Source organism: Achromobacter sp. (assembly GCF_050285585.1).
Taxonomy (GTDB): domain Bacteria; phylum Pseudomonadota; class Gammaproteobacteria; order Burkholderiales; family Burkholderiaceae_B; genus Achromobacter.
Window position 1 is genome coordinate 367,728 of sequence record NZ_JBLZXF010000002.1, and the last position, 24,069, is coordinate 391,796.

Sequence of the window (24,069 nt, forward strand, 5' to 3'; positions counted from 1 at the left end):
GCCCTTAGTCGAAGACTTTGGTCTTGGCGTTCTGCGCGTGCTGTTCCGCGTCGTGGCTGTACCAAAGCTGGCCCTGCCGCGCATCGCGGATCTGCTTGAGGCGATCGATGGCCAGCATGGACGCCGCCGTATTCCAGGTAATGCCCGGAATCACGCCCGCCTCGTTCTCGCCGGTGTAGATCGCGTCCGCCGCCAGCAGCACCGTGCCGGTGTTCTTCAGCTTGACCTGCAAGGACTGGTGGCCCTGGGTGTGGCCCTTGGTGTCCAGCAGCACGATGCTGCCGTCGCCGAAGAGGTCGAAATCGCCCTCCACCTGAATGAAATCATAGTCGCGGGTGGTGTCGAAATCCTTCATGACGTAGGCGGCGCGCTGGAATTTCTCCGGCCACCAGGCGGCGCGCAGCTCCGCCTTCTGCACGACGTGGCGCGCCTTGGGGAACATCTTGATGTTGCCGGCGTGGTCCAGGTGGAAGTGCGAATAGACGACGTACTTCACGTCGTTCACGTCGAAGCCCGCGGCCTTCAGCTGGCGGTCCACCACCTCGTCGCGCCCCTGGATGGAATTGAACGCGCCGCAGAGCCCCTGGCCCCAATAGTTGGCACAGTTGCCATCGGCGGTGCCCTGGTTCATGCCGGTATCGAAGAGCACCAGCCCCCGGGGGTGCTGAATGACATAGGCCGGCACGGGAATCTTGATCTTGGTGCCCACGTCGACCATGGCCGTCATGAAGCCCTTGTCCAGCTCGATCTTGCCGACGGACAGCTGCATCAGCTTGATGTCCGGCGGCGCGTCCGCCGCGTGGACCCATCCACCCGCCACGACAGCCGCCGCGCCTAACAGCGTTTTCCAACTCTTGCTCATTGTTGTCTCCTCGAACCAACAGGGGAACCACGGCCGGACGGCCGCAGCCGATCAGCCGGCGCCCGGTGTATCCCGGGTTCGCCGCTGGCATGCAAAGGGCAGGATGTCTTCTGTGTGCGGGCTTCTCGGCGGCCGCGCCGATCCGCGCGGCCGGAAACGGCATCTGACGGCCGTTTTCCATGATGCGCAACTCTGACCCAAGCCCGGGGGAATGCCAATTGAGAATTGCTTAAGCAGGGCTTCGGCCGGCGCGAAGTGGCGGGGAATCCCTAATGACCCGCCGGTCGGGGCGGCCGGCGCGCCGGGGACAGGCGGTTCAGGCCGGGTGCCGCGCCTGCAATTCCGCGAACGATGTCAGCTCGCCCGCCAGGGCGCTGGCCATGACCGTGGGCGGGCTGGCCAGCCAGACGCGGCCGGGGCCCGAGCGCCCCGGGAAGTTCCGGTTGATGGCGCTGACGGTGACCTGCCCCGCATCGGTGGACGAGCCCGGCCCGCAATTGGCGCAGGCGCCGCAGGATGGCTGCAGGATGCGCGCGCCGGCCGCCGCGAAGGTCCGGTCGTAGCCTCGCGCCACGCAATAGTCCCGCACGGCGGTGGTGCCGTATTGCAGATACAGCGCCACGCCATCCGGAATGCCCAGGCCGCGTTCCACCGCCCAGGCCAGCACCTCGTGGTAGCGGTCGAAATCCTCGCGCTTGCCGGCGGTGCAGGAACCGCCATACGCGATGTCGATGCGGGGACGATCCCTCAGCGATGCCAGGGGCACGCCGTTGCCGGGATCGCCCGGCGCGGCCACCACGGGCGACAGGGCGCCGCAATCCACCGTCAATGTCATGGCATAGGCGGCGCCGGGATCGCTGCGCATCCACGGTTCGATGGGCGCATCCACGCCTCGCCGCTCGCGCAGGAAGCGCGCCGTCTCGGCATCCGGCGCCACGATGCCGGTCAGCCCGCCGAGTTCGGCGGTCATGTTGGTCAGCGTCGCGCGCTCGTCGATGGACAGGGCCGCCACCGCCTGCCCCGCGAACTCGAATACCTTGCCCACCCCCGCGCCCGACCGGATTTCCGGCAAGGCCAGCAAATGCAGCGCCACGTCCTTGGCCGTCACGCCCGGCGGCAGCTCCCCCGCCAGCTCGACCCGCAACGACTCGGGCACGGTCAGGCGCACGGCGCCGGTGACGAAGGCGTTCGCCATGTCGGTGGTGCCCACGCCGAACGCCACGCAGCCCAACGCGCCGCTATGCGGCGTGTGCGAATCCGTCCCCACCACCAACTGCCCCGGCCGCGCGTAGTGTTCCGCCATCATGGCGTGGGAGATGCCGGCCACGTTGGCGCCGGCGTCCTGGGCGGCCTGGGCCTCCGTCAGCGTGCGGTGCTGCCGCAGGCCATAGGTTTCGGCGAAGTCGCGCTGCGCCTGGCACATGGCGCGCACGTTGGGGACGATGCCGGCCCGCACGTGATTGGGACTCTCTTCCACGTAGGAAGTATGGTCCTCGAAGACCACGATGCGCTCGCTGTCCACCAGGCGTAGCGGCCTTCCGAAACGGGCATGCAGCATATGGGCCGCCATTCCGGTGTAGTACTCGTGGATGAAGCGCCAGTCCGCGCGGACGAACACGCCAGCCCCCGGCCCGGGCGCGGCCGGGGTCGCGGACGTGCTCAGCAGGTGGCGCCGGATGATTTTCTCGAACAGCGTGCGCGGCGCAGTATCCGCCGCGGCCGGCTGCGGCTCGACGCCGCCTAGCGCCGCCTGGCCGAAGGCCAGCAACCCGCCGGCCTTGACGATCTCGGCGGCCAGCGTGTCGCGGCCCGCCACGATTTCATCGATGCCGATCCTCTCCCCTCGCACCAGGCGTTCCGCCAGCCCCATGTCGGTGCTGGTGTACAGGCCGATGTTGTCGGCGTTCTGCCGGTAGATGCGCTCGAAGCTCTCGGCGATCACCAGCCGGACGCCGGCGGACTTCTCGGCCATGGGGCTGTGTTCGCGCGAAGACCCCTTGCCATAGCGCTTTCCGCCCACGACGACATTGACGCCGGCCTGCCTGATCGCATCCAGGCCGATCGGCAGGGCATCGCCGGCCCGCAGCCCGGTGTAGGGATAGCGGCCGAGCTTCTCGTCGAAATGGGTCAGGATCGGCACCGGCGTGATCTCGTCGGTGGAAATGTCATCGCGCAGCGGCCCCGCCTGCGCGAGGGTCAGGGACGCGCCCGCGAGTTGCGCAGCGATCCGCTCCGGATCGCGCGACAGGAACAGCAGGCGCGCCGGCGCCTCGAGTACGAAGGTAGCCATGTCGCCGCGCTATTCCGGAGTGACCGCCGCGGCCTTGACCAGGGCCTGGCTTTTGGAAATTTCGGCGGCCAGCGTCTGGACCGCGACCTCGGTGCTGCTGCCCTGCGACACGAATCCCTGCGGCGTCAACGTCTTCAGGACCGCCGGATCGTGCATGGTCTGCTGCGTCGCCGCCTGCAGCCGCTGGACGATGGCGGCAGGCAGCCCCGCCGGGCCGATCAGGGAAATCCAGGCGTCATACGAATAGCCCTTCACGCCGGACTCTTCCAGCGTGGGAACGTCGGGCAGCGCGGCGACGCGTTCGGGAGTGCTGACGGCCAGCGCGCGCAGCTTGCCCGCCTGCACCTGCGCAAGCACGGAAGGCACCGCCAGGAACGCCACCTGGATCTGGCCGGACATCACGTCCGTGATCAATGCGTTGCCGCCACGATAGGGGATGTGCATCATGTCGACGCCGGCCCGGGATTTCAGCAGTTCGCCGGCCAGGTGCAGCACGCTGCCGCTGCCCGACGAGCCGTAGTTGATCTTGCCGGGCTGCGCCCGGGCGGCGTCCAGCAGTTCGCCGATGCTGCGGTACGGCGAGTTCTCCGCCGCCACCATCACCAGCGGCGTCGTGCCGATGACCGAGATCGGCGTGACGTCCTTCACCGAGTCGTACGGCATGGTCTTGTACAGACTGGGATTGATGGCGTGATTGGACGAGACGATAGCCAACGTGTAGCCGTCGGGCTTCGCGGCCACCAGCTGGCGGGTTCCGGGGATGCCCGCCGCGCCCGCGAGATTCTCCACGATCAGGGGCTGGGCCAGCGTCTTGCCCAGGTTCTCTGCCACCACGCGCGCCACCACGTCGGCGGTGGAGCCGGGCGAGGTCGGCACGATCAGGCGGATCGGGCGGTCCGGGTAGCCCGCCGCAAACGCCTGGGCGCCCGGGCCGAGGGCGCCGAGCGCGAGCATACAGCCCGCGAGGAATCGGATGGGGGTCTTCATATTGTCTCCTTGTGAGGCGCAGCGGGGTCTCGTAGCCCCGTCCCGTCGCATGACGCGCCTTGACTATAAGGAGATGCCGCCGTACGCCGAAGTGTCCTCTCGGCACGCCTGCCATCGCGAAGCGAGATGGCGTCAGCCCTGCTGGGCGAGGAACTTGACCAGCGTGCCCGCCGTGGCGGACAGCTGGCTCTGGTCCAGGAACACGATGCAGAGCTGGCGCTGCGCCCAGTCGTCGGACAAGGGCCGCACCACCACGTCCAGGGATTGCAGATACAGTTCGGCCACCTGCTGCGGCATGACCGCGATGCCCAGGCCCGCATGGGTCATGCGGCACAGCGCGTCCAGGCTCGCCACCCGGATCTTGACCGACAGCGTGGCGCCCAGGGCCGCCGCCTGCGCCGCCAGCAACTGCGTCAACGCACTGTTCTCGCGCAGGCCGACGAAGGTTTCTTCCGCGATGTCCCGCAGGCTCAATTGCCGGGCGGCGGCCTTGGGATGCCGGGCCGGCAGCATCACCGCCAGCCGGTCGCGGCGGTACGGCAGCTGTTCCACTCCTTGCGCGCAGGCGATGCGATTGCAGATCCCGAAGTCGGCGGCGCGTTCGCGCACCAGGCGCAGCACGTCAGGGCTGTGCTGCTCTTCCAGATCGATGTCCACTTCGGGAAACAGGCGCTGGAACGCCGCCACGTCCTCGGGCAGGAACTGCACGATGGCCGACAGGTTCGCCACCAGCCGCACATGGCCCTTCACGCCGGCATACAGCCGCGAGAGCTCCGCCCCCATGGCTTCCACGTCGCCGATGATGCGTCGCGCATGGCGCAGCACCGTCTGCCCCGCCGGCGTCACGCTCACGCCTCGGGTATGGCGTTCGACCAGCGCCAGGCCGACCAGCGACTCCATGTCGGCGATCCGCCGGCTGACCGCGGAAGGCGCGATGAATTCGCGCTCGGCGGCGCGCGCGATGCTGTTTTCCTGGCACACCGCCGCGAACAGCCGCAGCGAAGTCAGGTCGAGTTTGCGCAGAAGGTTTTCCATGGTCGGGCGGGCGGGCGCGGGGCGGCGCCCCTCGATGCCGGCGATCGTACACCACGCCCGCGCCTCAGGCCGCCAGGGGCTCCCGCGCCCGCCCGCGGTAGCGCTCCCACAGCGCGGCCTCGCGCGAGCGCGCCCGTTCGACGCTTTGCTCCTTGACGTGGCCATAGCCGCGGATATCGTCCGGCAGCGCCGCCAGCGCCAGCGCCGCATCGCGGTTGCCCGCCTCCAGCGTCCGCGAGAATTCCTCCGCCAGGGCGAGGTAGTCGGCGGCCAGTTGCCGTTCCATGCGGCGCTCGGCGGTCTTTCCGAACACGTCCAGCCAGGTGCCGCGCACCCGCTTCATGGGCGCCAACAGCCGGAACGCCCGCGCCATCCACGGGCCGAAGGCGCGCTTGCGCAAGCGGCCCTGCGCGTCGCGCCGCGCGATGGCGGGCGGCGCCAGATGGTAGCGCAAGCGGTAATCTCGCCCCGGCTCGCCTTCGAACTGCTCGCGCAGCCTGGCTTTGAAGGCCGGATCCACGTACAGGCGGGCCACCTCGTATTCATCCTTGTAGGCCATGAGCCTGGCCAGGTTGCGGGCGACGGCCCGCGTGACCTCGAAGCCGCCCGGATCCGCCAGCAAGGCCTCGCGGGCGCGCACGGCCTCCACCGCGTCCACGAACTTCGCCGCATAGGCGTCGTCCTGGTAGCTTCGCAAGTGCGCGGCCAGGCGGCCGATGCGGGCATCCAGGGATTCCGGCAGCGCCAGGACTCCGGCCGCGGACTGCGGCCGGAGCGCGTCCGGCCCCCGGTGCGCGGCCTGGCGGCCCAGCTCAAAGGCGGCCAGGTTCTTTTCGACCGCCACGCCGTTCAATTCGATCGCGCGCCGCAGGCTGTCCAGCGATAGCGGCAGCCCGCCCTGCTGCCAGGCGTAACCCAGCAGCAGCGGATTGGCGTAGATACCGTCGCCCAGCAGCGCCTCGGCCAGCGGCCCCGCGTCGATGAAGCCGCAGTTGCCCCCCGTGCTGCGCGCCAGCGCGGCCTCGGCCTGCGCGCCCGGAAAGCGCCAGCCCGGCTGCGACAGGAACGCGGCCGTCGGCGCGGCCGCGCTGTTCACCACGGCCCGGCCGCGATCCGGCCGCAAGCGCGACAGCACTTCGGGCGACGCCGACACCAGCGCGTCGCAGCCGATGACCAGGTCCGCCTCGCCCAGCGCCACGCGCGTTGCGTGCAGGTCTTCGGGATGGTTGGCCAGCTGCACGTGACTGAGCACGGCGCCGCCCTTTTGCGCCAGTCCCGCCATGTCCAGCACGGTCACGCCCTTGCCTTCGATATGCGCGGCCGCCCCCAGCAGCGCGCCGATGGTCACCACGCCTGTGCCGCCCACGCCCGCGATCACCACGCGATAGGCCGCGCCCGCGGGAATATCGGCGCGAGCGGGCAGCGGCGCCTCGGGCAGCGCCGGCGCCCCCACCGGCCCGCCCGGCTTGCGCAGCACGGCGCCTTCGGCCGTCACGAAGCTGGGGCAGAAGCCTTCGACGCAGGAAAAATCCTTGTTGCAGGACGATTGGTTGACGCGGCGCTTGGTGCCCATCGGCGTATCCAGCGGCTCGACGGACAGGCAGTTGGACTTCACGGAGCAATCGCCGCAGCCCTCGCAGACGGCCTCGTTGATGAACGCGCGGCGCGGCGGGTCGGGATAGTCGCCGCGCTTGCGGCGCCTGCGCTTCTCGGTGGCGCAGGTCTGGTCGTAGATCAGCACCGTCGTGCCCGCGATGTCGCGCAGCGCGCGCTGCACCTCGTCCAGTTCCCGGCGGTGGTGCACCTCGACCGCGGCCGGCAAGGCGCCCGCGCCGGCGTATTTCCCCGGCTCGTCCGTCACTACCACCGTCTTCGCCACGCCCTCCGCCTGCATCTGCGCCGCGATCTGCGGCACCGTCAGCACGCCGTCCACGGGCTGCCCGCCCGTCATCGCGACCGCGTCGTTGTAGAGGATCTTGTAGGTGATGGACGCGCGCGCCGCGACCGCGGCGCGGATCGCCAGCAATCCCGAATGGAAATACGTGCCGTCCCCCAGGTTGGCGAAGATGTGGCGCTCGGACGTGAAGTCCTTCTGGCCCAGCCAGGCCACGCCCTCTCCGCCCATCTGGCTGAAGGTATCGGTCTTGCGATCCATCCACATCGCCATGTAGTGGCAGCCGATGCCGGCCACCGCGCGCGAGCCCTCGGGCACGCGCGTGGACGTGTTGTGCGGACAGCCCGAGCAGAACCAGGGCTTGCGCTCTTCCACCAGCGTGGGCCGGGCGGCCTCGCGCTCCTTGGCGTCGATCACCGCGAGCCGCGCCGCGATGCGGGCGCGCAGCGCCTCCGACAGGCCCGCCTTGTCCAGGCGCGCGGCAATCGCCCTGGCGATCAGCGCCGGCGACAGCTCATGGCGCGCCGGCAACAGCCAGCCGCCGCGCGGCGTGGACCATTCCCCGCCGCCATGCTCGCGTTCGTCGAACTTGCCGTATACGCGCGGCCGCACGTCATCGCGCCAGTTGTAGAGCTCTTCCTTCAGCGCGTACTCCAGTATCTGGCGCTTCTCCTCGACCACCAGGATTTCCTTCAGCCCCGTCGCGAACTCGCGCGCGTCCTGGGCGTCCAGCGGCCAGATGCAGCCCACCTTCAGCACGCGCACGCCCGCCTCGCGGCAGGCGGCCTCGTCCAGCCCCAGGTCATTCAAGGCCTGGCGCACGTCGAGATAGGCCTTGCCGGCCGTCATGATGCCGAAGTGCGCGCGCGGGGAATCCAGCACGATCCGGTTGAGCTTGTTGGCGCGCACGTAGGCAAGCGCCGCATACCATTTGTGGTCCAGCAGCCGCGCTTCCTGCGCCAGCGGCGAGTCCGGCCAGCGGATGTTCAATCCGCCCTCGGGCAGCGGATCCCGCGGCAGCGCGATGCGCACCCGTTCCGGGTCCACGTCCACCGACGCGCTGGACTCCACCACGTCGGTCACGCATTTCATGGCCACCCACAATCCGGTGTAGCGGCTCATGGCCCAGCCATGCAGGCCGTAGTCCAGGTATTCCTGCACGTTGGACGGATACAGCACCGGGATGCCGCTGGCGATCAGCACGTGCTCGGACTGGTGCGCCACCGACGAGGACTTCGCTGCGTGGTCGTCTCCCGCCAGCATCAATACGCCGCCATGCGCGGACGTGCCCGCCGAGTTGGCATGCTTGAGCACGTCCACCGACCGGTCCACGCCGGGCCCCTTGCCGTACCACATGCCGAATACCCCGTCGCGGGTGGCGCCGGGAAACAGATTCAGCTGCTGCGATCCCCAGACGGCGGTGGCCGCCAGGTCCTCGTTCACCCCCGGCTGGAACACCACGTCGTGCGACTGCAGGTGCCGCTTGGCCTTCCACAGCGCCTGGTCGAGCCCGCCCAGCGGCGATCCGCGGTAGCCCGAGATATAGCCGCCGGTGTTCAGGCCGGCCAGGCGGTCGCGCGCCTTCTGCATCAGGGGCAACCGCACCAGCGCCTGCGTGCCGCTCAGGTAGATGCGCCCTTGGGTCCGGGTGTACTTGTCGTCCAGCGTCAGGCCATGGGTATCGGCCGCGCCGGTGGGAAGTGAGGCGTTCACGCTTGTCTCCTGCGTTCCGGGTTTTGATGTTTTCCGCAGTGTAGGAACGGCGCTGGATATCGTATATTCATATATTCAGCTACCAGATATTCGATAAACAGATGGCTAACGACGTCACGCTGCGCCAGCTGCGCTACTTCGCCGCGGCCGCCCGCGCGGGCCGGTTTTCCATGGCGGCCGCCGATGAGCACGTCTCGCAATCCGCCGTCACCAACGCCGTCCTGGCGTTGGAAGCGCAGCTGGGCGTGCGGCTGTTCGACCGCCACCCCCACGGCGTCACGCTGACGCCCGAAGGGCACAATTTCCACCAGCGCACGCGCGACGTGCTCGACTCCCTGGACGACGCCCTGCGCGAGCCCGGCTTCCAGCGCTATGCGCTGCGCGGATCGGTGCGGATAGCGGCGTCCTACACCGTGCTGGGCTACTTCCTACCCGACCTGCTGGCGCGCTTCCGCCGGCGCTATCCCGACGTGGTGCTGGACCTGGTGGACCTGGACCGGCCCGACATCGAATCGGCGGTGGCCAGCGGCGAGGTCGAGTTGGGGGTGGCGCTGCTGTCCAACGTGGAAAACCGCGAACGCTTCGGCCACCAGGTGCTGGTGCGTTCCCGCCGCCAGCTATGGACGGCGTCCGGCCACCCGCTGCTGCAAGCTCCCGCGCCGCCTTCGCTGGCCGATATCGCCCGGTATCCCTACATCCTGCTGGAGATGGACGAAGGCGAACGCTCCGCGCTGGCCTATTGGCAGGCCCATGGCCTGCGGCCCGACATCGCATTCCGCACGAGGTCGATGGAAGCCCTGCGCGGGCTGGTGGCGCACGGCTTCGGCGTCACAATGCTGTCGGACATGGTCTACCGCCCCTGGTCGCTGGAAGGCCGCAAGATCGAGGCGGTGCCCATCGTCGACGCGGTGCCGCCCATGGAAGCGGGCCTGCTGTGGCATCCCCGCGCGGCCATCTCCAAGCCGGCGGAAGCCTTCCGCCAGTTCATGACGTACGCCTGCGGCGTCTGACGCCGCCGCTACACCAGCCCGGCGCCCTTGCGCCGCGTGAACTGAGCCAGCGAGCGCAACGCCAGCGCATGCATGGCGGCCACCGAAGGCAGCAGCGTTTCCTCCTTGCGGGTCAACACGCCTACGATGCGCTCCACGGTGGGTTCGGCCAGGGGCACGAAAGCCAGGCCGGTGGCGGCCGCCGGCCGCGCGAGCACCGGCAGCACGGTCACGCCCAGGCCGCTCACCACGCTGGCCAGCAGCGACGCGCGATTGGAAACCACCATGAACGGATCCTCGACCGCCCCGCCCAGCTGGCGGTTCCGCAGGGTATCGAAGGTGGCGTTGCCGATCAGCCGTTCGCCGGCCAGCGCGGACCACGGCACCGGGCCGCGCCGGCGCGCCAGCGGATGGCTCTTGCGGCAGACCAGGCCGAAGGCATCGCGCGCCACGGGAGTGAAGGCGACTTCGGCGGTGCGCGGCACCTGTCCGGCCACCCCCACCTGCACCTCGCCATTCAAGACCAACCGATGCACGTCCTGCGAAGACTCGTCGAAGGCGCGGATGCGGATCGCGGGGTGGCTGCGTGCGTAACGCTCAAGAAGACGCGGCAGCCACTCATCCGCCAGCGACGGCATGACGGCAAGCGACACCGGCCCCTGGCTGCCCAGCCCAAGTTGGCGAGCCGCGTCCAGCACCCAGTCGTGGGTGGACAGCAGTTCCCGGAACAAGGGCGCCACGGCAACGCCCAACGGCGTGAGCTGGGCGCGCTTGCCCGGCTCGAACAGCGGCGCGCCCAGTTGCTGCTCCAGATCCTGCATGGCCGCCGATACCGCTGCCTGCGAACGGAACGTGCCTTCGGCCGCCAGCCGGAAGCTGCCGTGATCGGCTGCGAGCAGGAACTGGCGCAGGTGCTGGATCTTCAATGGCGAAGGCATGGCGGCGGGAACTGAATTCGGATTTTCCGAAATTAACTTACGTTAATTTGGATTGTCAAAATCTCCAGGGGAGCCCAACAATGGACGCGTCTTTCATCCAATAGGTCGTGGAGCCGCGGAATGTCTCTCCAAGTGCGCAAGGTAGTCAGTTATGTCGAAAAAACCCTGATCGAAGGGGGCCGCGCGGCCGAACGCCCGCTGGTCATGATCGTGGCCGCCGCCGTGATCCGCAATCCGTGGGCCGGACTGCCATTCCAGGAAAACCTGCGCCCGCAGATCCTGGAAGCCGCGCCGCCGCTGGGCGAGCTGCTGGTGGCGGAGATCCTGCGCCAGGCCGGATCGGCGGATCAGGTCGAGGCATATGGCAAAGCGGCGGTGGTGGGCACGGCCGGTGAAGTGGAGCACGCCTCGGCCCTGATCCACACGCTGCGCTTCGGCAACGCCTACCGTAACGCCGTCGGCGGCACCAGCTATCTGAGCTTCACCAATATGCGCGGCGGGCCGGGCTGCGTGATCTCGATCCCCCTGATGCACAAGCAGGACGAAGGCCTGCGTTCGCACTACCTTACCGTGCAGACCACCATCAACGACGCCCCCGCGCCCGACGAAATCGTGGTCGCGCTGGGCGCCGCTACCTCCGGGCGCCCGCACCACCGCATCGGCAACCGCTATTCCGACCTGCAGGAACTCGAGCGCGAGGCCCAGGCGAAATGAGCGCCAGTTCCCGCCGATCCGGCCACGGCGAACCGCTGGTGCTGTTGCATGGCGTGGGTCTGGACCACACGTTGTGGGACGAGCTGACGCCGCTGCTGGAGCCGCATTTCGAGGTGCTGCGCTACGACCTGCTTGGCCACGGCGGCGCCCCGGGCGTCGACGATAGCGTGGCCGTGCCGGACTTCATCGCGCAGCTTGACGCCGAGCTGGACCTCGCCGGCTGGAGCCGCGCCAACGTGCTCGGCTACTCCATGGGCGGCCTGATCGCGGGGGCCTATGCCGCAGCCCGCCCGCAACGGGTCAAGCGGCTGGCGCTGCTCAGCACGGTGTTCCGCCGCAGCCCCGACGAAGTGCGCGCCGTGCTGGCGCGGCTGGAGGCGGCCGCCACTCAGGATCCGGCCGCCGCCGCCCAGGTGTCGCTCCAGCGCTGGTTCACGCCTGCCTTCCAGGCGCGGCGTCCGGAGCGGGTCGCCAGCATCGGCCAGCGCCTGCTGCGAAACAACCGCGCCCATTTCCTTGCCGCCTACCGCGTGTTCGCGCTGGGCGACCCGGTCCTGGCGCAAGCGGCCCCGGACATCGCCTGCCCCGTGCTGGTGATGACCGGTGAAGAAGACGTGGGCTCGACCCCGCGCATGACGCGCGAACTGGCAGCGGCCCTGCCCGATGCCCAGGCCCGTGTGGCGGCCGGCCAGCGGCATATGCTGCCTGTAGAGGAGCCCGCGGTCGTGGCATCGGCCCTGCACGGATTTTTCCTGCCGCAGGCCGACGAATCGTCCATTTCTTAGAGACGGCCGGCGGCTGGACCGCCAGGCGTGGACACGGAGACATAAACACATGAACCGCAGAAAGCTATTGAAGAACATGGCGGCCCTGGCCATTGCGCCGATGGGCGCCACGCTGGGCCGCGCCGCGTCCGCGCGCGAAGCGCCCTTGCGCGTGATCGTGCCGTTTCCGCCGGGCGGCGGCACCGACGTGCTCGGCCGCGTCATCGCCGCGTCGCTGGAGGGCGCACTGGACCGCTCGGTCGTCGTCGAGAACAAGCCCGGCGCCAGCGGCATGCTGGGCGCCGACTACACCGCCAACGGCGTCAAGGACGGCAGCGTGCTGCTGTTCGCGGGCCTGGTGCCTTCGGTGCGCTACTATGCCCGCCCCCCCGAGGACGTGCTGAAGCAACTGGCCCCCGTCTGCCCGATCGCGCGTTCGCCGTATATGGTGGCGGTCAACGCGGACCTGCCGGCCAAGACCCTGGCCGAACTGGTGGCCCGGGCCAAGCGTGAACCCAAGGGCCTGACCTTCGGCACCCCTGGCAACGCCACGCCGCAGCATCTCGCGACCGAACTTCTGCAAGCGGCCTGCGGCATCGAAATGCTGCACGTGCCGTACCGTGGCACGGGCCCGATGATGACGGATCTGCTGGGCGGACAGATCCAGGTGGTGGTTGCGACCGTCGCGGCCGTGGAGCCCTATCTGCAAGGCGGACGCCTGCGCGTGCTGGCCGTGACCAGCCCGCAACGCCTGCCCAAGTATCCTGACATCCCGACCGTGGCGGAAACCGGCTACGCCGGCTTCTCTGCGCAGATCCAGTTCGGCACTTATTGCGCCGCCGGCACGCCGGAAGCCACCATCGCGGCGCTGAACCAGGGCGTGAACCGCGCGCTGCAGGCCGAATCGGTGCGCTCCAAGCTCGCCGAGCAGGGCTTCCAGCCCACGGGCGGCACGCCAGCCCAGCTGCAACAGGCGCTGCTTGCCGAAATACGCGATGTGGCCGGGCTGGTGCAGGCCGGCAAGGTCAAGGTCGACCTGTAGCGATCTGTAGCTACCGGTAGCGAAGCGGCGCGCGGAAGAGGCAGGGACCCTGATTAGAATCCGGACTCCTCATCCTCTCCGCGCCCACGATGTCCCGCACTCCTCTCTTTCTGGTCCGCACTCTCATATTGCCCGCCCTGCTGGCCTGCGGCGCCGCCCAGGCCTCGGCGGAATGCCCCGAGGCCGCCGGCATCGTGAGCATGGCCTACCGGGGCAGCACGGCGCCGGATGCCCAGGGCCACATCCGCCTGCCCGACGGCAGCGGGGTCATCGAACTTTCCAACGCCGATTACGGCGCGCCTTTTTCCGTGACCTGCAAGGCCTGGCCCGCCAACCCCGACCTGCTGCTCGCCGCCGTGCCGCTGATGCAGGACGGCCCGGATCCCAACGACGGTCACGAAGGCGATCTGGACGTGCTGGTGCTGGACCGGCAAACCCTGCAGGTGCGCCAGCAACTGCGCCTGCCCGATCTGATGTCCGACGATGCCGTGCGCATCACCCAGGTGTCGTTCGACACCGCGCGCTATGACGTGGCGCCGGGACAGCGCGCCTTTGGCATCCGCATCGACCGCGAAGGGGCTTCGCGCGCCAATCCGTTCGCCCAGACCAGCCTGCGCCTGTTCACGATAAATGGGACCGAACTGGACCTCGTCCTGGACGGCCTGATTGTCAACAGTTCCTCGGGCGAGTGGGACACCAACTGCGCGGGTGAATTCAACGAGCGCGCGGTCAGCCTGGCGATGGGCGGCGCCCAGGGCCAGGGCTATCGCGACATCATCGCCACCGAATCCCACTCCGCCAGCCGCGCGGCGCCGCAGGACGGCGATTGCGTCGAGCGGCCGATTAATAAGGGCAGGACGCGCCATACGCTGCGATTCGACGGCGAGCAGTACCGCATTCCGGGCCCCTTGCGGGCAATGGACGCCACGCCCGCCGGATAAGCCGCCCTTTTGGCTGGCGGTCCGTCCGAGGCCGCTTGCACCCTGCCCATAGCCAGGGTAAATTGTTGACAATCTGATGCCGAAAGGCACGTTATTCCTATTTTTTCCTCAAAAACCGGAAAAATTGTCGACACAATGAGCAAAGTGCTGACGCTGCCGGGCGCCGCCCCGGGCGATAGCGAGACGCTTTCGGAACACATTTTCCGCAAGATCCAGTCCGCCATCGTCAAGGGCGAGATCGCCCCCGGCAGCAAGATTTCCGAACCCGAGCTGGCCCGCGTCCATGGCGTCAGCCGGGGGCCGCTGCGCGAGGCCCTGCACCGGCTGGAAGGCCAGCGGCTGCTGGTCCGCGTGCCGCATGCCGGCGCCCGCGTGGTGTCGCTGACCCGGCAGGAACTCTCCGAACTCTACGAAATCCGCGAATCGCTCGAAGGCACGGCCTGCCGCCTGGCCGCCGAACGCATGCCTCCCGCCGAGATCGCGGAGCTGCGCGGCGTGCTGGAAGCGCACGAGCGCGACGAGGCCTTCCAGGCCGGCCTGGGCTACTACCAGCAGGAGGGCGATTACGATTTCCACTACCGCATCGTCAAGGGCAGCGGCAACCAGATGCTGTTCCGCATGCTGTGCGACGAGCTCTACCAATTGGCGCGCATGTACCGCATCCAGTACTCGACGACGCCCAACCGCCCCCGGCAGGCCTACGCCGAACATCACCGCATTCTTGACGCCATCGCCGACCGCGATGGCGAGCTGGCTGAAATCCTGATGCGCCGCCACATCCGCGCATCCCGTCTCAACATCGAACAGCAGATCGCGCAGGGCAACCTGCAGCGCACCGAGGCATGAACCACAACTACCGCAAGCCCCTGCCCGGCACCCGCCTGGACTATTTCGACACCCGCGCCGCCGTCGAGGCGATCTCGCCCGGGGCCTATGACCGCCTGCCGTACACGTGCCGCGTGCTGGCCGAAAACCTGGTGCGCCGCTGCGACCCCGCCACGCTGACGGATTCGCTGAAGCAGCTGATCGAACGCCGCCGCGACCTGGACTTCCCGTGGTTCCCGGCCCGCGTGGTCTGCCACGACATCCTGGGCCAGACCGCGCTGGTGGACCTGGCCGGCCTGCGCGACGCCATCGCCGAGAAAGGCGGCGACCCCGCCAAGGTCAACCCGGTCGTTCCGGTGCAGCTGATCGTCGACCATTCTCTGGCCGTGGAGTACGGCGGCGACGATCCCGACGCCTTCGCCAAGAACCGCGCCGTGGAAGACCGCCGCAACGAAGACCGCTTCCACTTCATCGACTGGACCAAGCAGGCCTTCCGCAACATCGAAGTCGTGCCCCCGGGCAACGGCATCATGCACCAGATCAACCTGGAGCGGATGTCGCCCGTCATCTACACGCAGGACGGCGTTGCCTTCCCCGACACGCTGGTCGGCACCGACAGCCATACCCCGCACGTGGACGCGCTGGGCGTGATCGCCATCGGCGTGGGAGGCCTGGAAGCCGAGAACGTCATGCTGGGCCGCGCCTCCTGGATGCGCCTGCCCGACATCATTGGCGTAGAGCTGGCCGGCCGCGCCCAGCCCGGCATCACCGCCACCGACATCGTGCTGACGCTGACCGAATTCCTGCGCAAGGAAAAAGTGGTGGGCGCCTACCTGGAGTTCTACGGCGCAGGCGCCTCCAGCCTGACGCTGGGCGACCGCGCCACCATCTCGAACATGGCGCCGGAATATGGCGCCACGGCCGCGATGTTCTCCATCGATCAGCAGACCATCGACTACCTGCGCCTGACCGGCCGCGAGGACGAGCAGATCGCGCTGGTGGAAACCTACGCCAAGACCGCGGGCCTGTGGTCCGACAGCCTGAAGAACGCCGAATACGAGCGCGTGCTGCGCTTCGACCTGTCCAGCGTGGTGCGCACGCTGGCCGGCCCGTCCAACCCGCACCGCCGCCTGCCGGTCTCCGACCTGGCCGAGCGCGGCATCGCCGGGGCGGTGGAAAACGAGGCCGGCCGCATGCCCGACGGCGCCGTGATCATCGCCGCCATCACCAGCTGCACCAACACCAGCAACCCGCGCAACGTCATCGCCGCCGGCCTGCTGGCCCGCAACGCCAATCGCGCGGGCCTGACGCGCAAGCCCTGGGTGAAGAGCTCGCTTGCGCCGGGATCCAAGGCGGTCTCGCTGTACCTGGACGAGGCCGGCCTCACCGAAGACCTGGAAAAACTGGGCTTCGGCGTCGTGGCCTTCGCCTGTACCACCTGCAACGGCATGTCGGGCGCGCTGGACCCGAAGATCCAGCAGGAAATCATCGACCGCGACCTCTACGCCACCGCCGTGCTCTCCGGCAACCGCAACTTCGACGGCCGCATCCATCCCTACGCCAAGCAGGCGTTCCTGGCCTCGCCGCCGCTGGTCGTGGCCTACGCCATCGCCGGCACCATCCGTTTCGACATCGAGCGCGACGTGCTGGGGCAGGACGCCAGCGGCCGCGATATCCGCCTGAAGGACATCTGGCCCAGCGACGAAGAAATCGACGCCATGGTCAAGTCTGCCGTCAAGCCCGAACAGTTCCGCAAGGTCTACGCGCCCATGTTCGGCATCCAGGACGAGCGCCGCGCCGCCGTCAGCCCGCTGTACGACTGGCGCCCGATGAGCACCTACATCCGCCGCCCGCCGTACTGGGAAGGCGCGCTGGCCGGCGAGCGCACGCTGCGCGGCATGCTGCCGCTAGCCGTGCTGGGCGACAACATCACCACCGATCACCTGTCGCCGTCCAACGCCATCCTGATGGACAGCGCGGCCGGCGAATACCTGCACAAGATGGGCCTGCCCGAAGAGGACTTCAACTCCTACGCCACCCATCGCGGCGACCACCTCACCGCGCAGCGCGCCACCTTCGCCAATCCCAAGCTCTTCAACGAGATGGTGAAGAACGACGACGGCACGGTGAGGCAGGGCTCGCTGGCGCGCGTGGAACCGGAAGGCAAGGTCATGCGCATGTGGGAAGCCATCGAAACCTACATGAACCGCAAGCAGCCGCTCATCATCGTGGCCGGCGCCGACTACGGCCAGGGTTCCTCGCGCGACTGGGCAGCCAAGGGCGTGCGCCTGGCCGGCGTGGAGGCCATCGTGGCCGAAGGCTTCGAACGCATCCACCGCACCAACCTGATCGGCATGGGCGTGCTGCCGCTGGAGTTCAAGGCCGGCGTGAACCGCAAGACGCTGGGACTGGACGGCACCGAAAGCTACGACGTCATCGGCGAGCGCAAGCCGCGCGCCGATCTGACGCTGGTGATCCACCGCCGCGACGGCAAGACCGAGCAGGTGCCCGTCACGTGCCGCCTGGACACCGCCGAGGAAGTGTCGATCTACGAAGCCGGCGGCGTGCTGCAGCGCTTCGCCCAGGACTTCCTGGAAGCCGAATCCGCGGCCGGCGCCGACAAGAAGGCCGGCTGACCGTCCCTCCGCAAGGCGGGCGCCCCCCGCGCCCGCCCTTCCCTACACCGATACATCAGGACAGCCTCATGGCCCACGCTCCCCAGACCAAGATCACCGCCACCTACATGCGCGGCGGCACCAGCAAAGGCGTCTTCTTCAAACTGGACGACCTGCCCGAACCGGCGCGGGTGGCAGGCGCCGCCCGCGACGCGCTGCTGCTGCGCGTGATCGGCAGCCCCGACCCCTACGGCAAGCAGATCGATGGCATGGGCGCGGCCACGTCCAGCACCAGCAAGACCGTCATCATCGGCAAGAGCAGCCGCCCGGACCACGACGTGGACTATCTGTTCGGCCAGGTTTCCATCGACCAGCCCTTCGTGGACTGGAGCGGCAACTGCGGCAACCTGTCGGCGGCCGTGGGGCCCTTCGCCATCGCCAACGGTCTCGTCGATCCGGCCCGCGTGCCGCAAAATGGCACCGCCATCGTGCGCATCTGGCAGGCCAACATCGGCAAGACCATCGTCGCCCACGTGCCCATCACCGACGGCGCCGTGCAGGAGACCGGCGACTTCGAACTGGATGGCGTGACCTTCCCCGCCGCCGAACTGCGCCTGGAATTCATGGATCCGGCCGAAGACGGCGACGGCGGCTCCATGTTTCCCACCGGCAATCTTGTGGACGACCTGGAAGTGCCCGGCGTCGGCACGTTCAAGGCCACCATGATCAACTCCGGCATCCCCACCATCTTCCTGGACGCCGAGGCCCTGGGCTACACCGGCACGGAACTGCAGGACGCGATCAATGGCGACGCCGCCGCGCTCGCGCGCTTCGAGACCATCCGCGCCCACGGCGCCCTGCGCATGGGGCTGATCGGCAAGCTGGAAGACGCCGCCGGCCGCCAGCACACGCCCAAGGTCGCCTTCGTTGCGCCCCCCAGGGAATACGTTTCGTCCAGCGGCAAGAAGATCGCCGCCGGCGATATCGACGTGCTGGTGCGCGCCCTGTCCATGGGCAAGCTCCACCACGCCATGATGGGCACGGCCTCCGTCGCCATCGCCACCGCCGCCGCCGTGCCCGGCACGCTGGTCAACCTGGCGGCGGGCGGCGGCGAACGCGACAACGTGTGCTTCGGCCATCCGTCGGGCACGCTGCGCGTCGGCGCCGAGGCCAAGCTCGTGGACGGAGAATGGAAAGTCACCAAGGCCATCATGAGCCGCAGCGCGCGCATCCTGATGGAAGGCCGCGTGCACGTGCCGCGCGAAGGGTTCTGATCCGCCTTCTCAGCCCCGCGCCCCTGCCGCCTCCAACATGCGCGCGATCTCGGCCTGGCCGCGTTCGCGCGCATGCTTCAGCGGGGTCACGCCCTTGCCGTCCGCCAGGTTGACGTCGGCGCCGGCCTCGATAAGCCGCTTCACGATCGCCTGATGGCGCGCTCCGCCGTCGCCCAGGATCACGGCCTCCAGCAGGCCCGTCCACCCCAGGTTGTTCACGTGGTCCAGGTCCACGCCGGCCCGGATCAGCATATCGACGACTTCGACGTGCCCGCGCTCGCAGGCGGGGATCAGGGCCGTGCCGCCGTAGCGGTTGGTGCTTTTCAGATCCGCGCCGTGCGCCAGCGTCATCGCCAGGATGTCGCGGTAGCCTCGGGCGCCGGCAAGCAGGTAGGCGCTGTCGTGGATCGCATTCTTCGCGTTGACGTCGGCGCCTGCATCGATCAGGGCACGGGCGGCCTCCACATGGTTGCCCTGGGTTGCGCGCAGCAGCGGCGTATTGCCGCTGCCATCGCGCGTCTCCAGCGCGGCTCCCTGCTGCAGCAACGACCTGACGCGGCCGGCGTCTCCATCGCCCGCCGCCGCGAGCAGCGCCGCGTCCGGGCCCGCGGCGGCGGCTCCGCCCCCCACGCTCAGCAGAAACGCCGCCAGCCACATGCGGCATGCGCCAAAAATAGGCATATCGAAATCTCCCTTGATAAAGCGTCTCCGGACCGTCCCGGGCACGGGTCCTAGTATGGCGATACGGCGCGGTATTATGAAATTAATTGGCTTAATAGCTTTCAGTGGAAGTCCCAATGCTTGATCCGGTCTTGCTGCGCAGCTTCGTCACCGTCGTGGACACGGGCAATTTCACCCGGGCGGCCGAGTACCTGCACCTGACGCAGTCCACCGTCAGCCAGCACGTGATCCGCCTGGAAGACAACCTCGATTGCCGGCTGCTGGACCGCACTCAGCGCCACGTCCTGCCCACCGAGGAAGGCGAGCGCCTGCTCGGATATGCCCGCAGCATTCTCCGGCTGGCCGAGGAAGCGCGCGAAAGCGTCTCCGCCGCCCAGGCGAGCGCGGTGCTGCGCCTGGGCGCGCCCGAGGAGTTCATGGGCGCCACGCTGATGCCCACGATCGCGGCCGTGCAATCGGCCTATCCGCTCCTGCGCGTGGAGGTCGAGGGCGGGCTCAGCCACGAACTGCTGCGGCGCTACCGCGAAGGCGAGCTGGACCTGCTTCTCGTGAAGCAATGGGAGGTGGACGCGGACTGCCATGCGCAATGGCCCGAGCCGCTGTGCTGGATCGCCGCCCAGGACGCCGCGCCGCCCGCGCCCGACACGGCCGTGCCGCTGGTCGCCTTTCCGGCCGGCGCGCTGTATCGCCAGGAAATGACAGCCATGCTGGAGACCGGCGGAAAGCCGTGGCACGTGCGCTTCTCCAGCCCCAGCCTGCCCAGCCTGGTCTCCGCCGTCGCGTCGGGGCTCGGCATCAGCCTGCTGCCGGCCGCCTGCGTCACTGCGGAGCACCGCGTGCTGACGGCCGCCGAGGGCTTCCCCGCCCCCGGTGGCCTGCGCCTGGCGCTGTATGCCCGCTCTCGGCTCAGCGATGCCGGCCTGGCCTTGCGGCGCGCCCTGGAAGCCTATTGCGAACTGCGCGCCGGCAAGGTTACGCCGCCGGCTGCCTGACGGCCCTGCCGAAGCAAGCGGCGGCCTGCCCCACCGGCTCTCCCTTGCGGAACAGGAAGCGCTGCGCGGGCGCCGCCGCGACGGCCGCGGGCCCGTTGGGCGCGGGCAGCGCCACGAACGTGGCCTCGTTGCCCGGCCGCAGCCCATAGCCCTCCAGACCCAGCACCGCGGCCCCCGCGCTGGACGCCAGTTCCAGCGCCGCCAGCAGTTCGGCGTCGGTGTAGAAGCCCGAGCGGTAGCCGATCAGCATCGCCCGCTGCAGCATGTCGCCATTGCCGTAGGGCCACCAGGTGTCCTGGATGTTGTCGTTGCCGGCGAACACCCGCACGCCCGCCTCGCGCAGGCGCAGCACCGGCGGAAAGGCCCGGTCGCCCGGCGCGTTCGTCATGATCGCCACGCCGGCGTCGGCGAGCTTGCGCGCGATCTCGTCCAGCGCCTGCTGCCCCACGTCGCCCAGCGCGTAGGCGTGGCTGACCGCAACGCGTCCGGCGAGGCCCCGCGCCTTGGTCCGCGCCGCGATGCGGCCAAGCTGCTCCACCCCCGCCATGTCCGGCTCGTGCAGATGGATGTCGATCTTCGCGCCCAGCCGGTCGGCGATGCCGAAGATGCCGTCGAGCTGCCCCTCGGCGTCGCCGTCGAGCGTGGACGGATCGATTCCGCCCACCACCTCCGCGCCTTCGCGCACGGCCGCTTCCAAGAGTGGCAGCGTCCCTGGACAGGAGATCACGCCCGCCTGCGGAAACGCCACGAGCTGGATGTCGACGATGCCACGCCACTTCTCCCTTGCCGCCATCACTGCGTGCAAGTTCGCCAGGCCCGTGGTGGCGTCCACGTCGACGTGGCTGCGCATCGCCACGGTGCCGAAGGCCGCCGCCTGCGCGATGAGCGCGTCGGCGCGGCCTTCGATCGGAGGCGCATCGGCCAGCTCGCGTTTCTCGATGGCCAGCCGTTCGCGCAGCGTGGCCGCCGGCCGGTGAGAATGCCACCGGTCGCCCACGAAGCTCTTGTCCAGGTGGATGTGCCCGTCCACGAAACCCGGCAGCACCAGGTGGCCGCGCAGGTCTATCACCTCGGCCGCGTCCAGGGGCGGCAACTCGGCGCCGATAGCGAGGATGCGCCCGTCGCGGACGGCCAGGGCTTGCGGGGTTCCGTCGATTCCGACGGCATTGATGAATACGCGGTCTGTCATGGTTAGCCTTCGTCTTGCGGCGAGCCGCGCGCGCAGCCCGCGGCGTGGCCCTCAAAGCGCTCTACCTTATCGGAGCGCGGCGCCGGCGGCCAATTAAGTGTTGCGATGCCTGCCAATGGGAATCGCAATACCCGGCCAGGGCGCCCGCGCGCCTGGCGGCTTCAGGCTGGACTCGAAGTCGGTATGGTCCTATACTTTCGTATTGCTGTAGTTCACCACGCATGCCATCTGCCGACGAACGTCGCCAGGGCATCCGTCATAAGGCCGCGCACAGCGGCCCGGCGTGTAACGCCGAAACACCAAAACCCAGCCGCGCAGGCTGCGGAACAAATTTCCCTGCTTACCATGCAGGACCATCGCTCACCGCATTGAGCAACGTCTAAAGCAACGCACGTTCGGCGCAATGCGGCAGCAAGCACCTACACGGTGTGCCTTGTCGCTGTTCGGCCGAAGGATCCGCTTGCCGCTCCTTCGCCGGGCAGGCTCGCGATCGCGCCTACGGCCGCTCGCTCGGTGTTTCGGCTGCGTCATCGGGGTTTGCCGCCCATCGCATCCCGCGGAAACGGCCTTCATGCAGCCATGACTGTCCGTCATGAACACGCTGTCAAGGAGAAAGGACGAAGACGATGCAAGAGACAGAATTCTTTCAGCTATCGGCGACAACCGCCATCCTGCTGCTCGCAGGGTTCTATGGAGCGACGTTCCTCATGTCGCTGCTCATCGGCGAAAAGAACGAGAACGTCGACGGCTACATGGTGTCGAACAACGCGGTCGGATTCGGCCTTTCTACCGCCAGCATGATCGCCACCTGGATCTGGGCCGCATCGTTCTACGCCAGCGCCACCTCGGGCTACAAGTACGGGCTGTCCGGCCCCCTGCACTATGGTTTCTGGGGCGCGCTGATGATTCTCTTCATCTATCCCTTCGGCAAGCGGTTCCGGCAGCTCGCGCCCAAGGCCCACACCCTGGCCGAGGTCATCCACGCGCGGCATGGCACGTCCAGCCAGATGATCATGGCGGTGTCGAATATCGTGGGCAGCTGCATCAGCCTCATGGTGAACTTCACCGCGGCCGGCGCGCTGGTCTCCATCCTGAGCCCGCTGACCTTCATCCAGGGCGTGCTCATCGCCGGCCTGGGCGTGTTGTCATACACCTTGTGGTCGGGCTTCCGCACCTCGGTAATGACCGACTTCGCGCAGCTCGCCGCGATGATCATTGCGGCGGTCATCATCATCCCCCTGATCTTCTTCAACGCCGGCGGCCCCGATGTGCTGCAGGCCAATATGTGGCGCCTGAACGCGGACCAGGCCGACTTCTATTCCACCAAGGCCATCCTGGAACAGGGAGCGCCCTACTTCGTGGCGGTGCTCGCCTACGCCATCGGCAACCAGACGATCGCGCAGCGCCTGTTCGCCGTCCGTGAAGACCTGATCAAGCCCACCTTCCTGACCGCCACCGTCGGCTATGGCGCGGTCGTCATCGGCCTGGGCATGCTGGGCTTGCTGGCCCTGTTCGTCGGGCTCGAACCGGCCAACGGCGACATGAACAACATCATCCCCCAGATGGCGTCGACCTATCTGCCGCCCTTCGGCATCGCGCTGTTCTTCCTCCTGGTGGTCGGCTCGCTGTCCTCGACCGCGGACTCCGACCTGGCCGCCCTGTCGGCCATCGTCATGACCGACATCTACGCCAAGAACCTCTCGCGCGGCCGTCCGGATCCGCAGCGCATGCTCTGGTGGGGCCGCGTAACCATGATCGTGGCCACGATGGTCGGCGTCATTTTCGCGAGCCTGCGGCTGGACATCCTGGTCATGCTCGTCTTCGTCGGCGCGCTGTGGGGCGCCATCGTCTTCCCGGTGATCGCCAGCTTCTACTGGGACCGCGTCGACAACCGCGCCTTCGTCTGGTCGGTGCTCAGCGCCGTGGCCCTGTTCACCATCGTGCGCTTCGAATTGATCCCCATCGAAGGCATCGTCGCGGTGTTCTTCGAAATCTGCGCGGCCATCGGCGGCGGCGTGGTCCTGGGCCTCATGACCTTCGGCTTCTTCGGCCGCAAGGCGGCGATCGCCGTGGGCGTCGCCGGCCTGGCGGTCATGCTGCCCGCCTTCGTCGGGACGTTGCGCGAATACATCGTCCTGATGGGCTCCCTGACCGCCTACGGCGTCAGCACGGCAGTATGCGTCGGGCTGAGCCTGCGCAGCACGCAGCGGTTCGATTTCGACGTCCTGGCCGGCCGGGTGACCTCTTTCCACCGGGAACAGGAAGCGCAGGCCCAGGCCGCCGCGCAGCGCCCCATCGCCCAGCCCGCCAAGGGTTGACCCGTC

The 24,069-nt window shown here is 68.6% G+C and carries 18 protein-coding genes; 10 read left to right on the forward strand and 8 right to left on the reverse strand.

The annotated features are described in order from the left end of the window. Positions 1 to 4: 4 nt before the first annotated feature. The 5 genes from ACN6PJ_RS04880 to ACN6PJ_RS04900 form a co-directional block, all read right to left on the reverse strand. The gene (locus tag ACN6PJ_RS04880) at positions 5 to 862 is read right to left on the reverse strand and encodes an N-acyl homoserine lactonase family protein (RefSeq protein WP_427994771.1); all 858 of its coding nucleotides are present in this window, start codon (positions 860 to 862) and stop codon (positions 5 to 7) included. A gap of 316 nt (positions 863 to 1,178) precedes the next feature. Then, entirely contained in the window at positions 1,179 to 3,152 is a 1,974-nt protein-coding gene (locus tag ACN6PJ_RS04885; protein WP_427994772.1) for an aconitase family protein, read from the reverse strand. Positions 3,153 to 3,161: 9 nt separating this feature from the next. Continuing rightward, a complete protein-coding gene (locus ACN6PJ_RS04890; protein WP_427994773.1) occupies positions 3,162 to 4,139 on the reverse strand; it encodes a Bug family tripartite tricarboxylate transporter substrate binding protein in 978 nt (325 codons plus the stop codon). 132 nt (positions 4,140 to 4,271) lie between these two features. Next, entirely contained in the window at positions 4,272 to 5,174 is a 903-nt protein-coding gene (locus ACN6PJ_RS04895; protein ID WP_427994774.1) for a LysR substrate-binding domain-containing protein, read from the reverse strand. Between the two features lie 64 nt (positions 5,175 to 5,238). Next, a complete protein-coding gene (locus ACN6PJ_RS04900; RefSeq protein WP_427994775.1) occupies positions 5,239 to 8,781 on the reverse strand; it encodes an indolepyruvate ferredoxin oxidoreductase family protein in 3,543 nt (1,180 codons plus the stop codon). 101 nt (positions 8,782 to 8,882) lie between these two features. Between ACN6PJ_RS04900 and ACN6PJ_RS04905 the strand changes: the two genes are divergently transcribed. Beyond that, positions 8,883 to 9,791, forward strand: a complete 909-nt coding sequence (locus ACN6PJ_RS04905; protein ID WP_427994776.1) for a LysR family transcriptional regulator — start codon at positions 8,883 to 8,885, stop codon at positions 9,789 to 9,791. A gap of 8 nt (positions 9,792 to 9,799) precedes the next feature. On the opposite strand, the gene ACN6PJ_RS04910 is transcribed toward ACN6PJ_RS04905, so the two are convergent. Continuing rightward, a complete protein-coding gene (locus tag ACN6PJ_RS04910) occupies positions 9,800 to 10,708 on the reverse strand; it encodes a LysR family transcriptional regulator (RefSeq protein ID WP_427994777.1) in 909 nt (302 codons plus the stop codon). Between the two features lie 120 nt (positions 10,709 to 10,828). Here ACN6PJ_RS04910 and ACN6PJ_RS04915 point away from each other — a divergent pair, with 120 nt between their 5' ends. The 7 genes from ACN6PJ_RS04915 (at position 10,829) to prpF (ending at position 18,883) form a co-directional block, all read left to right on the forward strand. Further along, the gene (locus ACN6PJ_RS04915; protein WP_427994778.1) at positions 10,829 to 11,422 is read left to right on the forward strand and encodes an amino acid synthesis family protein; all 594 of its coding nucleotides are present in this window, start codon (positions 10,829 to 10,831) and stop codon (positions 11,420 to 11,422) included. Next, positions 11,419 to 12,207, forward strand: coding sequence for an alpha/beta fold hydrolase (locus ACN6PJ_RS04920; protein WP_427994779.1), 789 nt, complete (start codon positions 11,419 to 11,421; stop codon positions 12,205 to 12,207). Before ACN6PJ_RS04915 ends, ACN6PJ_RS04920 begins: the two co-directional genes overlap by 4 nt. A 49-nt stretch (positions 12,208 to 12,256) precedes the next feature. Then, a complete protein-coding gene (locus ACN6PJ_RS04925; protein ID WP_427994780.1) occupies positions 12,257 to 13,228 on the forward strand; it encodes a Bug family tripartite tricarboxylate transporter substrate binding protein in 972 nt (323 codons plus the stop codon). Positions 13,229 to 13,317: 89 nt separating this feature from the next. Further along, a complete protein-coding gene (locus ACN6PJ_RS04930) occupies positions 13,318 to 14,169 on the forward strand; it encodes a hypothetical protein (RefSeq protein ID WP_427994781.1) in 852 nt (283 codons plus the stop codon). A 135-nt stretch (positions 14,170 to 14,304) separates the two neighbouring features. Further along, positions 14,305 to 15,015 (forward strand): GntR family transcriptional regulator, encoded by a 711-nt coding sequence (locus ACN6PJ_RS04935; RefSeq protein ID WP_427994782.1) that lies wholly within the window; start codon positions 14,305 to 14,307, stop codon positions 15,013 to 15,015. Continuing rightward, complete coding sequence (gene acnD, locus ACN6PJ_RS04940; RefSeq protein ID WP_427994783.1) at positions 15,012 to 17,630, forward strand: Fe/S-dependent 2-methylisocitrate dehydratase AcnD; 2,619 nt, start codon at positions 15,012 to 15,014, stop codon at positions 17,628 to 17,630. Before ACN6PJ_RS04935 ends, acnD begins: the two co-directional genes overlap by 4 nt. A 68-nt stretch (positions 17,631 to 17,698) precedes the next feature. Then, positions 17,699 to 18,883 carry a 2-methylaconitate cis-trans isomerase PrpF gene (gene prpF / locus ACN6PJ_RS04945; protein WP_427994784.1) on the forward strand — a complete coding sequence of 395 codons (1,185 nt, stop codon included), beginning with the start codon at positions 17,699 to 17,701 and terminating at the stop codon, positions 18,881 to 18,883. Positions 18,884 to 18,892: 9 nt separating this feature from the next. Here the strand turns inward: prpF and ACN6PJ_RS04950 are convergent, their stop codons facing one another. After that, complete coding sequence (locus ACN6PJ_RS04950) at positions 18,893 to 19,564, reverse strand: ankyrin repeat domain-containing protein (RefSeq protein ID WP_427994785.1); 672 nt, start codon at positions 19,562 to 19,564, stop codon at positions 18,893 to 18,895. A gap of 116 nt (positions 19,565 to 19,680) precedes the next feature. Between ACN6PJ_RS04950 and ACN6PJ_RS04955 the strand changes: the two genes are divergently transcribed. Next, a complete protein-coding gene (locus tag ACN6PJ_RS04955) occupies positions 19,681 to 20,556 on the forward strand; it encodes a LysR family transcriptional regulator (RefSeq protein WP_427994786.1) in 876 nt (291 codons plus the stop codon). Here ACN6PJ_RS04955 and ACN6PJ_RS04960 read toward each other — a convergent pair. Further along, on the reverse strand, positions 20,537 to 21,745 hold the full coding sequence (locus ACN6PJ_RS04960; RefSeq protein ID WP_427994787.1) for an amidohydrolase family protein: 1,209 nt from the start codon (positions 21,743 to 21,745) through the stop codon (positions 20,537 to 20,539). The genes ACN6PJ_RS04955 and ACN6PJ_RS04960 overlap by 20 nt on opposite strands. Positions 21,746 to 22,371: 626 nt before the next feature. Between ACN6PJ_RS04960 and ACN6PJ_RS04965 the strand changes: the two genes are divergently transcribed. Beyond that, positions 22,372 to 24,063 carry a sodium:solute symporter family protein gene (locus ACN6PJ_RS04965; protein WP_427994788.1) on the forward strand — a complete coding sequence of 564 codons (1,692 nt, stop codon included), beginning with the start codon at positions 22,372 to 22,374 and terminating at the stop codon, positions 24,061 to 24,063. Positions 24,064 to 24,069: the final 6 nt, after the last annotated feature.